Annotated in this window: 12 protein-coding genes and 1 riboswitch; of the genes, 6 read left to right on the forward strand and 6 right to left on the reverse strand. The window is 61.8% G+C overall.

Translation table 11 applies throughout. From position 1 onward, the window contains the following. Nucleotides 1–106: 106 nt before the first annotated feature. Nucleotides 107–199: riboswitch (glycine riboswitch) on the reverse strand. A gap of 704 nt (nt 200–903) precedes the next feature. The 4 genes from BLS41_RS23310 to BLS41_RS23325 all read left to right on the forward strand — a co-directional run bounded on the left by BLS41_RS23310 (nt 904) and on the right by BLS41_RS23325 (nt 4356). After that, entirely contained in the window at nt 904–2316 is a 1413-nt protein-coding gene (locus BLS41_RS23310) for a DUF3300 domain-containing protein (protein WP_074769115.1), read from the forward strand. A gap of 12 nt (nt 2317–2328) precedes the next feature. Beyond that, on the forward strand, nt 2329–3246 hold the full coding sequence (locus tag BLS41_RS23315; RefSeq protein WP_074769116.1) for a DUF2950 domain-containing protein: 918 nt from the start codon (nt 2329–2331) through the stop codon (nt 3244–3246). Then, entirely contained in the window at nt 3243–3584 is a 342-nt protein-coding gene (locus tag BLS41_RS23320; RefSeq protein WP_074769118.1) for a hypothetical protein, read from the forward strand. Before BLS41_RS23315 ends, BLS41_RS23320 begins: the two co-directional genes overlap by 4 nt. Nucleotides 3585–3714: 130 nt before the next feature. Then, entirely contained in the window at nt 3715–4356 is a 642-nt protein-coding gene (locus tag BLS41_RS23325; protein ID WP_074769120.1) for a hypothetical protein, read from the forward strand. Between the two features lie 116 nt (nt 4357–4472). On the opposite strand, the gene BLS41_RS23330 is transcribed toward BLS41_RS23325, so the two are convergent. From BLS41_RS23330 to BLS41_RS23350, 5 genes are all read right to left on the reverse strand, one after another. Next, complete coding sequence (locus tag BLS41_RS23330; protein ID WP_074769122.1) at nt 4473–5060, reverse strand: BPSL1445 family SYLF domain-containing lipoprotein; 588 nt, start codon at nt 5058–5060, stop codon at nt 4473–4475. 203 nt (nt 5061–5263) lie between these two features. Further along, the gene (locus tag BLS41_RS23335; protein ID WP_074769124.1) at nt 5264–5455 is read right to left on the reverse strand and encodes a DUF2964 family protein; all 192 of its coding nucleotides are present in this window, start codon (nt 5453–5455) and stop codon (nt 5264–5266) included. A 23-nt stretch (nt 5456–5478) separates the two neighbouring features. Next, nucleotides 5479–7134, reverse strand: coding sequence for a bifunctional aspartate transaminase/aspartate 4-decarboxylase (locus BLS41_RS23340; RefSeq protein ID WP_074769126.1), 1656 nt, complete (start codon nt 7132–7134; stop codon nt 5479–5481). A 57-nt stretch (nt 7135–7191) separates the two neighbouring features. Then, a complete protein-coding gene (gene aspT / locus BLS41_RS23345; protein ID WP_074769128.1) occupies nt 7192–8937 on the reverse strand; it encodes an aspartate-alanine antiporter in 1746 nt (581 codons plus the stop codon). A 251-nt stretch (nt 8938–9188) separates the two neighbouring features. Beyond that, entirely contained in the window at nt 9189–9587 is a 399-nt protein-coding gene (locus tag BLS41_RS23350; RefSeq protein WP_253189742.1) for a hypothetical protein, read from the reverse strand. A gap of 670 nt (nt 9588–10257) precedes the next feature. Here BLS41_RS23350 and BLS41_RS23355 point away from each other — a divergent pair. Further along, nucleotides 10258–10683, forward strand: a complete 426-nt coding sequence (locus tag BLS41_RS23355) for a glycine zipper family protein (RefSeq protein ID WP_074771136.1) — start codon at nt 10258–10260, stop codon at nt 10681–10683. A 34-nt stretch (nt 10684–10717) separates the two neighbouring features. After that, a complete protein-coding gene (locus BLS41_RS23360; RefSeq protein WP_074769130.1) occupies nt 10718–11314 on the forward strand; it encodes a hypothetical protein in 597 nt (198 codons plus the stop codon). A gap of 68 nt (nt 11315–11382) precedes the next feature. On the opposite strand, the gene BLS41_RS23365 is transcribed toward BLS41_RS23360, so the two are convergent. After that, complete coding sequence (locus BLS41_RS23365) at nt 11383–11640, reverse strand: hypothetical protein (protein ID WP_074769132.1); 258 nt, start codon at nt 11638–11640, stop codon at nt 11383–11385. Nucleotides 11641–11845 lie beyond the last annotated feature (205 nt).

An 11845-nucleotide genomic window follows, 5' to 3' on the forward strand; every position in this document is an offset into this window, starting at 1 on the left:
GTCCATGTACCTGAGAGTTTCTTCCCAGCGTTTTTTCGACGGCATGCGAGCCGTGGAAGCCGGGAATCCCCTTCGGTGGGCGCGCATAGCGCCGCTCTCCAGATGTTCTCGCGGTGCGGTCCTTTTGCCTGAGAGTTTCCGGGGCGGTTGCTCCGTCGGCGTCGTCACGGCCTCTGACGATCTCTCCCGCACTGCATGACTGAACGGTTCGACAATACCGGGTCAAATTTTTTACCGCAAGTATTTCGTGTATCGCAATGCGTGCGCGGTGCTCATGTCTGCGCATTGAAATCACCGGATCGCCAACCGGTATTCTCAAGATTGATCGATCGCGTTTCCAGGATTGGCGTGAGTACACCCTTCAATGTCGAGGCGATGGTCGTCACCTCGCGATGCGCACTGAGTCATCATTCTTTCATGGGTTCACTCCAAATTTACACCCTTAAGTGGGTCAGTTCTGCGTGAACATCAACGGTCCGACTTGCTGGAGGAAGAGCCTCAGCGTCGACGACAGTTATCGGAAGGATTGCAGTCACTTGAGTGACTTCGTGTCGTCAATGCTGAATGGCGGAAATTGGCCGACTGCTATACGACCAAAGGCTCATTGTGACCAGGTGAATCGAGGTCCAATAATAAAAAAAGCAGTGAGACCAGTAAGCCAGAGTTCGACTCTGCATCGCGACGGCGTTCATTAGCGAATGAACTGAAAACCGGCTCCTGCCGAGGGCGACAGTTTGCTTCGTTTACTGCCCCATTTCGCTTGCTGCCCTGCAACGCGTCATCGCTTTCTGATCGTGTTGCCTCGAGTATGAGTCTGGACAAATGCGGTCACCAGTCTCTGACAAACCCGCCTACAAAAATCCGCATACCGTCTGACAGTGTGTTCAGTTGGGAGAACCAGCCATGTATCGGTGGACCAAGAGACTGGTGCGAGCGCTCTGCCTGGCGCTCGCCGCGATACCGATGATGGGTTCGATCGATGCAGTCGCCCAGGACCAGGCGGCGAAACCCACATTTAAACCCGAGGAAATCGAAGCACTGGTTGCACCGATCGCCCTTTATCCTGACTCCGTGCTGTCGCAGGTACTGATGGCCTCGACTTATCCGCTGGAGATCGTGCACGCCGCGCGCTGGGTCAAGGCCAATCCGAAACTCAAGGGCGATGAGGCGGTGAAAGCGGTACAGGACCAGTCGTGGGATGTCAGTGTGAAATCACTGGTCGCATTTCCGCAGGTGCTCGAACCGATGAACGACAAACTCGACTGGACCCAGAAGCTTGGCGACGCATTCCTCGCCCAGGAGAAGGATGTCCTCGCTGCCGTGCAGCGCTTGCGCGCGCGGGCGCAGGAATCGGGCAACCTGAAGTCCAATGAGCAACAGAACGTCAGCGTCGAGCCAGCGCCGGCGGGCGCCCAGGCAACGCAGACGATCGTGAAGATCGAACCGGCGAATCCGCAAGTCATCTACGTGCCGGCCTACAACCCGACTGTCGTGTACGGCACATGGAGCTATCCAAGCTATCCGCCCTACTACTGGCCGCCGGCACCCGCCTATTACCCCGGGGCCGCGCTCGCCACGGGCCTCGCATGGGGCGTCGGACTGGCCGCCGCAGGCGCCATCTTCGGCAACTGCAACTGGGGCGGCGGAGACGTCAATATCAACGTCAACAAGGCCGCCAATATCGATCGAAATTTCGATCGCAGCAAGGTTCAGGGCGGCAAGTGGCAGCATGATGCAAGCCATCGCCAGGGGGTTGCCTATCGCGACAATGCGTCTCGTGAAAAATATTCGAGAAACGTCTCCGGCTCCGATGCACGGGGTGATTTCCGTGGTCGAAATGGCGACGCGGGTGATCGGGGTGATCGCGGTAACGCAGGCAATCGCGGAAACGGACGCGATAACGGTGGCGTGGGCGATCGCAACAATGGCGGCGCAGGCGATCGCAACGGCGGCCGGGGTAACGCCGGGGTCAGCGACCGCGCGAGTACACGAAACAACGCAGGCGGAGCCAACCGCAACGGTGGCGCAAACCAGGCCGGCATAGCTGACCGGGCCGGTGGCGGCAACGCAGCCGGCAACGGAAACCGGGCCGGCGCAGCCAACAATGCCAGCGTCGGCAATCGCGCCGCAGCGTCCGCACGGCCCAGTACCGGAGGCGGCAACCGCGACGGAGCCTTCCAGGGTGTCGGCGGCGGTGGCCGTTCACAGCAGGACTTCAACCGCGGCCGATCCAGCGCGCAGTCGTCGAATTTCAGCCGTCCGAGTGGCGGCGGTGGCATGCGGGCGGGCGGCGGTGGCGGACGCGGCAGGCGCTAAGGAGACACCAGCATGAAGTCATTACTACGATCTCTGGCGGCCCGCCTGATCTCGCTCGGCGCCGGGGCCGCGCTTGTTCTGACGCTCTGCGTCGGCGCACCCGGTACGGCCTACGCGCAGAAGCACTTCGAATCGCCCCAGGAAGCGATGACCGCATTTGGTAACGCGGTCGCCGGTAGCGACGAAGCAGGCCTGAAGGTCTTGCTCGGCGACCGGTTTCGCGACCTCATTCCGCCAGTCGGTTCAGACATTCGCAGCCGCTTCCTGACCGCCTGGGAGGACTCGCACACGATTCAGACTGTCGACGACGACCATGCCGACATCGCCGTCGGCAAAGATGGTTGGACACTCCCCATTCCTTTGGTGAAATCGGCGCAAGGCTGGCATTTCGACACGCGCGCCGGCGTCGAGGAAATGCGCCTGCGCCGCATTGGGCGCAACGAGCTGGCCGTCATCCAGACGATGCTGGCCGTCTACGATGCGCAGCGCGAATACGCGCAGGTGGATCACGACGGCAGCGGCGTCCTCGCTTATGCCAGGAAGTTATCGAGCTCGCCCGGCAAACGGGACGGCCTCTACTGGCCCACCGGCCCGGACGATCCGCCAAGCCCGTTAGGGGTCGCATTCGCCAGCGCGGGCTCGCGTCAGGCCGATCACGCCGGCTACTACGGCTACCACTTCAAGCTGCTTACCTCGCAAGGCCCACACGCCCCCGGAGGCGCGTACGACTATGTCGTGAACGGCAAGCTGTTTGGCGGTTTCGCCGTCGTCGCGTGGCCCGTTCGTTACGCGGATACCGGCATCAAGAGCTTCATGGTCAGTCACGATGGACAGGTCTACGAGCGGGACCTCGGACCCGACGGTGCAGCGAAGGCAGAGGCCATGCAATCCTTCGATCCCGGTCCGGGCTGGGTAAAGGTTTCACCTTGACGCGCGCCCTGCTCGCCGTCGCATGTAGCGCCCAGTTCGTTTTGTCGGCCTGCGCTGACTACGCCGCACCCGCCGGCACCGTGGTCATGACACCGGCCAGCTTTGATCGCTCGTTTTCCGCTGCGGCCGGGGCCATGCGTGACGAGGGGCTGGCCATCACGGTCCAGGATCCGGCGCGCGGCGTGGTGGTGGGCAACAGCAACGGCAGCGTCGTGATGGCCAGCATCAGTCAGCAGGCCGATGGCAGCGTGCAGGTGCGCTTCGACGCCAGTGACTCACGCGACCCGGTCCTGCTGCAGCGCATCTCACGAAATTACGATCGGCGGATGGGTCGATGAGTGCGCGGCGTCTCGACGCGCCAGAGGAGTAACCGCCCCCTTAGCCTGCGAATACTGGTCCAGCGAGTCGCGCCCCATGAAGCCCGACTCATTCCTCGCGCAGTCAATCCCCAAAAAATGAGGAGCAACCATGCAGCGCGAAGTTCTGCTTGATCCGATCGATCGGGTATCCGAAATACTGTTTGGTCTGATCATGGCAGTCACGATCGTCGGCTCCGCGTCGATCGCCTCCACGTCGGCGACGCCTGGGCGAGTCGCGACCGTTGCGGCGCTGGGCTGCAACATCGCGTGGGGCCTTGTGGATGCGGTGATGTACCTGTTACGCACGGCGACGGAGCGATCGCGTCTGCGGAACCTGGGCTATCAGGTCATCCAGTCCGACAAGGAAGCCGCACGCGATATCATCAAAACAACCCTGCCCGACTATGTACGCGCGATCGTCGGCGAAACAGAGATTGAAGTCATGCGCAGCCGGATCCACACCCTGCCGCCCAGTGGCCGCCGCACGCTCGAACCACGGGACTTTCTTGAAGCTCTGGGCATCTTCCTGCTGGTGGTCATCGCCACCTTCCCCGTCGTCCTGCCCTTTCTGATGCTGCGCTCCACGCCGCTGGCACTGCTCTCATCGCGTGTGATCGCGATCAGCATGCTGTTCATTCTCGGCTTCGCACTGGGACGGTACGCGGGTTATCGCGCCCCGCTATACACAGGACTGGCGATGGCCGCTCTCGGCATTGCGCTGGTTGCGGCGGTCATTGCGCTCGGCGGATAGTGCGAACGTGGTGGCAGCACACGGACACCAACACACGGGCGCTGCGCACTTTACGTGCGGTGCAGCGCGCCCTCCCGGAGTCGAACACCAGCGCATGACCGAAAGACCGCCCTCACTCACAAATTCATCCGCGTCACCTTGGTGCCGTTGAGCGACGCGTCGGCCATCAGCCCGGTATTCGTCAGCACGAGGGCGACGACCTGAGAGGATGCCGACGTGCTGTCGATCGTACCGTTCGCGCCGACCTTGATGACCGACACGGCGGCGTCCCCGCCAACCGACCACCCGGCGGCGTTACGGAACGAATCGAGCTTGTCACGCGTCATGAACATGAAAATGATGGCCGTCGACTGCGCTCCTGCCTGAAATCCAAAAGAAGCCGCCGCCGTGCTGTAGTAGCCGACTGTCGCGCCGCCCACACGTAACGCGCCTTCGCCATACGCCGCCCCGACGATGAAGGCCGCCTTCTTCACATCCGGAAACACCAGAATGCCCTGGGCCTTCGCCGCGAGTTCGTGAGAACCCTGGACCGTCGAGAAAAGCCGGCTGAGCGTGCCGTCGACACTCGCGTCGATCGCCTGACGCTTCGACGCATCGGTTTGAGCGCTGTCGCCGCTGCCCGACGTCGTGGTGCAACCGGCGAGCATCAATCCGCCAGCGATGCCGGCCACCGCTGCCTCAATGACGAAATTCCTTCTGTTCACGATCCACCTCCAGTGAGTTTCCGAGGTGCGTCCCCGGGTGAGCAAGTCTTGCGGTTGCCTCGTTCGATCCGTGTTCGGACTGAGCGGCCATCGCTGTGGGCGATACGGCGAGCCGCATCGCGTCGTGCCGCAACGGAGTGATTCAACGGAACCGCACGTCGCCGAAGCCGATGCGTACGTCTGGGTTGCCACATATCCCCGGCTCACTTGCCGCCTTCTTTCCCTGGCCTGAGAAAGAACACGAAACCGGCGATGCCGATTACCATCGCAAACACACCGAATTCGACGAGCTTCGGCCGTTCGTACAACAGCCCGCGGATCGACGAGGCAAGTCCTCCCAGCGTCACGAACACGGCAATCGCCGCCAGCACGATCCTGCCTTCCACGCGGGCCATAACGGGTTCTCCTGCCTCACACGCTACAGGACCCGGTTCTTGTCCAGCTTCTTGCCGGTCGCCGCGTTGTAGCGTTCGACATAGTCGGACAGCAGCGAGCGAATCGCGCGGCCGATCTTCCGGTAATCCGATTCGTTCAGATTGGCGAGCGACACCCGCCCGGACGGATGCGGCGTGCCGAAACCACGTCCCGGTAACAGCACCACGCGCGCTTCTCTGGCGAGCCTGAAAAGCAGTTCGGCCGGCTCGGTGTGCTTCAGCAGCCATTCGACGAAATCGCGGCCATAGGCGCGTTCGCCAAGAAATTCCATGTCGAGAATCGTGTAGTAATCGACCTGATTCACGTCATCGTCGTCGAACGAAATGCCGATTTCTTCATAGAGCGCACGCTTGCGGTTGCGAATCAGCTTCTTCAGCGCGCGCTTGTACGCGTCGGGCGTATCCATCAACGAAAACAGCGAGAACAGCACCATCTGCACCTGCTGCGGCGTCGACAGACCCGCTGTGTGATTCAGTGCGACGGTGCGGCTGTCTGCCACCAATCGGTCGATGAACTTGAGCTTGTCCGGTTCGGTCGTGATCGATTCATAGTGGTGATGCAACTGCTTTTTCGCGTCTTTCGGCAACTCGCCGATCAACCTGTCCAGCACGTTGTCGCGATGAGTGGCGATTGCGCCGAGCCGCCAGCCCGTTGCGCCGAAGTACTTCGAATACGAGTACACGAGAATGGTGTTCTTCGGCGCCAGCGCGAACAGCGAAACGAAGTCGTCGGCGAACGTGCCGTAGACGTCGTCGGTCAGGAGAATCAGGTCCGGCCGCTCTTTAACGATACTGGCAATGTAGTCGAGACTTTCGTCGCTGATTCGAACCGACGGCGGATTGCTCGGATTGACCAGGAAGAACGCTTTCACCGCAGGATCGCGCAGCTTGTCGAGTTCCTTGTTCGAGTACTGCCAGTTTTTCTCGACGCCCGCATTCAGTTCGACGACTTTCAACTGATAGTCGTTCAGGCGCGGTATCTCGATGTACGGTGTGAAGATCGGCATGCCGAGCGCAATCGTGTCGCCCGGTTTGATCAGGAAGTTCTCGCGCATCGTGTTGAAGATGTACGTCATCGCGGCGGTGCCCCCTTCGACCGCGAACACGTCGAACTCGCCAACGAACGGATGATTGCCGATCATTTCGCGGCGCAGATACTGCCCGACGATGAGTTCAGAGAACTTCAACATCCGGTCCGGCACCGGGTAGTTCGATGCCAGAATGCCCTCGCACATCTCGTAGAGAAAATCGTCGGCCGAAAGACCGAGTTGATCGCGCACATAGGACACAGCGCTCGCGAGAAAGTCGACGCCCGGCACCCCTTTATTGCCGCGCAAAAACAGTTCGAAGCGCTCGATCAGTCCGTCGCGCCGGGGGAAGCCGCCAAGGCCCTCAGGCATATACGCGAACGACCGCTCCGCCTCCTGCATCGCAAACAGGCCGAGTTGCCAGAATCCGTGGCGCGGTATGGTGGCGAGGAAGTTCGGATTACCGCGACCGGCGTTGAGCATGGAAAAGTTCGCGGCCCGCTCCACCGCGCCGCCGCCCGCGGCCTTGATCAATTCGTCTTTCAACTCGAACGGACTCAGCGCCGCGAGGCTCGCGGCATGTTCCGATTCCGATTTATCCCGCTTGGCCATGTGCTCTCTCCAGTGTGAAGTTGACCGGTAACGCGCGGTCGATTGCAAAGCGCCGGACTAGGCCAGAATCATCACGATCACCATGCCCCAGATCGTGAGGAGCGTATTGCCGACTGCGTACGTGACGGTGTATCCCAACCCGGGTATCTGGCTTTCTGCCGCGTCGCAGACCATGCCCAATGCAGCGGTGGTGGTTCTTGCGCCCGCGCACACACCGAGCAGGATGGCCGGATGAAACTTGAATACATAACGCCCGATGAACATGCCGAGAATCAGCGGAAGCGTGGTAGCCACGATGCCCCAGATAAACAGACCGACCCCAAGACGCTGCAGCCCCGCGACGAATCCAGGCCCCGCCGTCAGACCGACAACTGCAATGAACACGTTCAGACCGACCGAGTTCATGAACCACACAGTCGGTTCCGGGATCCGGCCGAACGTGGGGCGGATAGCTCTCAGCCAGCCGAAGATCAGACCGGCGATCAACGCGCCGCCCGCTGTCGACAGCGTGATCGGAATGCCCGCGACGTTGATCACAATGGCACCGATCATCGCGCCGACGGTGATCGCGAGACTCACGAAAGCCACATCCGTTGCGCTGGTCGGACGGTCCAGCACACCCATTACTTTCGCGGCTGCGCTGGTGTCCTGAGTTCGTCCGACGATCGTGATCGTGTCGCCGCGATGCAGCTTCGTGCTGGGCAGAACGGGAATCTGTGTTTCCGTCGGTCCGCGCTTGATTTTTCGAAGGAAGACGCCGCGCGACAGCGGCATTGCAGCCAGTTCGACCAAGGTCTTGCCGTCCACTTCCTTGCTGGTGACGTAGACGTCCACGCCTTCTGCGGGTACGGCGAGCAGTTCGGGGTCGTCCACTTCCACGGCCTTGACCTCGCGAACCGTGCCGGATTGATCGCCGGTAGCGGGCACTGTTCTGCCAGCGGCGCCGAGCACGGAAACCAGCTGGTCGCGAGGACCGGCGATCGCCACCACGTCGTCGGCTTGCAGTACCTGGTCGAGCGTGGCGTCCTGGATCGTGCTGCCGCGTCGGATCCGTTCAATGAACAGTCGGTTGCCTGCGGGCTGAAGCGCTTCCACCTGGCTCACGTTCAGGCCGCAAACCGGGGCGTCCGGCAGCACGCGATACGCGCGTAGTTCATACCGGTGCCATGCCTGGTCTGCACCGCCCATCTCCTTCGTGGCGCCGAGACTTGCTTCGTATTCCTTGCAGGCGGCCACCAGGTCGATGCGCAGCAGTCTCGGCCCGAGCGTCGCGAGAATCAGCGCCGAGCCGACCGTGCCGAAAATGTACGAGATGGCGTAGGCGGTCGGCATCGCATCGAGCATGGCTTTGGTCTGGTCTGCCGGTAGTCCGAGCCGGTTGATGGCATCCGTCGCGAGTCCCATTGAAGCCGAAATGGTTTGCGAACCCGCGAACAGTCCCGCTGCCGAGCCGAGATCGTAGCCGGCCACCTTCGCCGCCAGAATCGCTGCCCCCAACGACAGCACGCATTGCACGACGGCGAACAGCGCTTGCGGCAAGCCGTCCTTGGCGATGCCGCGGACAAATTGCGGCCCCACGCCATAGCCGACGGCGAAAAGAAAAATCAGGAAGAAGATGGACTTGACGTTAGGCGAGACGGTGATATTGAGCTGCCCGATGACAACCGCCGCCAGTAAGGTCCCGGTGACCGCGCCCAGACTGAAGCCCCTGAAACTTTTTCCGCCCACCCAGTAGCCGATGGCAAGCGAGAGGAAAATAGCAATCTCGGGATACCGTTGAAGCGTTCCAGTGATCCATGCCATTGTCGCCCTCTTCTACGGTTCGCCCGTCGACACCGGTGTGCGGGCAGGTGTGTTGTCGATCCATCACGGCCGCGAACCCAAGCCCGGAGATTTGCAAGGTGTCAGCGGCGGTCTCTCTGACTCAATACAATGGTTCTTCTGCCCGCTTCGAACAATACGACCTTGGTCCCATGAATCGAACGCATCGCTTGCAGGGCTCGCAGCGAACTTCGGACTACGGCAAGTCGCAGCGTCACGGGTCATGGCCGAGGTTATTGCCTGAGGATCTTCCAGGGTCCGCTGCCCTGTTTGCACACCGTCGGCGTCCAGCTCTGGGACTGGCCCTTGGCGATCGCGACAAGCGTCGCGGCGCGGCAGGTTCGATCGCCCTGCTTCAAGGTATCGTGCGGTGTCACCGTGCCGTGAATCGCGACGGAATTGCCGGTGCCCGCATTGCTCCATGTCAGCGACTCGCCATCCTTCAAGGTTTCGAGCGCCACCTGACCCGCGTCGTTGAGCGCTCTGCGATCGGCCTCTCTCATGTAGCTGATGGGCGTGTGCCTCAGGAAATTCAGGTTGCTCGCATGGCAGGGCGTCACGGCAATCAGCAACGCGATGGCCAAGAACGATTGCGGGAACATCTGGACGAACGGGTCGGTATGCACGCGCATAGGTCATCTCCATTGATAGCTGATCCGGTCACGCGCCCCGGCTCCGACCGTCAGGTCGCGTCGTTGACGAGCCATCGGCGCCGACAGGCGCGCAACCACCGAGCGGGAGGGAATACGTTGCGCCATCCGCACTCTGCACGATCGGCGGAGTCCGAATCTGTCACGCGGGATTCAAGAATCAACGTAGCGCCTCGCATGGGAAGCAGACTCGATTGAGATACGGGCGAGATACTGGCGCGATACGGGCGCAATACGGGCGCACGCCGTCCGGCGATCCGGTCGATGCCGCCCTGTGGCCACTCCGTTCAGCCTCAAGCGTAGTCAGCGACCTGCGCGATTCACATCGGACCTTGGTCCTAGGTTTTTTCGACACGGCTGTGCCCCAAAACCGTCTGGTCCGGCCTCCTGCCGGATCGCACATACGACCTTGGTCCGATTGCGTCCGGCCTGCCCCCACGCAATGATGAAAGTGAACATCACCACGGCGCACGCACCGCACCCTGCGCAAGATCAGGACGGGATGCTACGGTCCACCCAGAGCTGAAGTTCGCGCGTGCCGCCACGCCTCGAGGGCGCAAATAGCGGTCCACCTGGGCGAAGGATCGCGCAAGGAGTCGCTGTGAACATCACCTTGACAAAGTATCTCTTCGTCGCCGCTGTCGCCGGTTCGATGTCAGTCGATGGCCTGGCGCAAGGCAAACCCATTGCCTACCCCGCGAAGGGACAAAGCCAGCAAAAGCAGCAGCAGGATGACGGCGCCTGCTATTCATGGTCAAAAAGCCAGACCGGCGTAGACCCCGCTGCGGTGGCCAACGCGCCGCCTCCTCCATCCGGACCGGCGGTCGGCGGCGGGGAGCGTCTGCAGGGCGCCGCACGTGGCGCGGCGGGCGGCGCAGTGATCGGCGCAATCGCGGGCGACGCGGGCAAAGGCGCCGCGATTGGCGCCACGACCGGGACCGTGGTCGGCGGCTCTCGCGCGCGCCAGAACCGGCGCGCGGCCGCTGCGTCGAACCAGGCGCAGAGCCAGGGCGCGATGGATACCTTCAACCGTGCCTACGCCGCGTGTATGGAAGGTCGCGGCTACACGATCAAATGAACGACGACGCACCTGGGCATTCAAGGAGAGCAGCATGAGAAGCAGCGCGAATAGCGGCAAACTCATCCTCATGGCGGCGGTCGTGTGTCTGACGAGCGCCGTCTTCGCGCAGACAGCGCCCGACATCAAGACGACGAGCACGCCAGGCAAAGTCTCCGTGGCCGGCACGCTCAAGACGACCTCGACAATCGTCGGGATCGAACCGGCCACGCGAACCGTGTGGCTGAAAGACCCCAAAGGCAAGGTTGTCGAAGTCGTGGTCGGCGACGAGGCCCGCAACTTCGAGCAGCTCAAGATCGGCGACGTGGTCAAGGCAGAATATTCGCAGGCCATTACCGTCACGCTGAAGAAAGGAGGCGGCGCCGCGTCCGCGAACGAAAATCAGACGTTGGAACGCGCGCCGATGGGCGCCAAACCCGGCGGCGCAGCGAGCCGGGAAGTGACGATCATGGCCAACGTCACGGCTGTCAATCACCAGACCGGTGCGATGACGCTCAAAGGTCCGCAAGGCAATTCGCTGGATGTCGTCGTGGAAGATCCCGAGCAACTCAAACTGATCAGGAAAGGCGATCAGTTGGAGGTGGTCTACCACGAGGCCCTCGCGATTTCCGTCGAACCGCAAGCGAAATAGCCGCGCAGCGGGGGCAGCCATTCGTACTCGGCCTGCACCCCGCCAACCCATTCGCCGAACCCCGCGAACTACGATTCGTCGCGATCCGGCATCAACAATGCGGTGATCACGCGGCTCTTCCAGTACATGTTGTGAACACGCGTCTGAAGTACCCGCAAGCGGTCCGCGGGGATGTCGTCGAAAATCACCATTGCGGCAGGCCTCGAACCCGCGCCGGGAATACGCCGGATCGAGCTGAACTGGGGAAATCCATACCGGATCAGGAACTCGCCGATTTCTTCGTCGGCGACACTTTCTTCCACGTTTCCAAGCAGTAGTTCAGCCATGATCCTGACTCCTCGACAGTCGCAATCGCTTCATTCCCGATGAAACAAACAGGCGCGTATCCAATTCGCGCCACGCCACAAGCGGTAGCGATCGCGCTCCTTGGTACGCCCTCTCCCACTTTCCACGTAACGAAGACGATCACATCGCCGCGTGCCGGACTCGCAGGACCGCTGGCTTCACAGAGGCCACGCCACCGCACGCCAT

Origin of the sequence: Paraburkholderia fungorum (genome assembly GCF_900099835.1) — a bacterium.
GTDB lineage: Bacteria > Pseudomonadota > Gammaproteobacteria > Burkholderiales > Burkholderiaceae > Paraburkholderia > Paraburkholderia fungorum_A.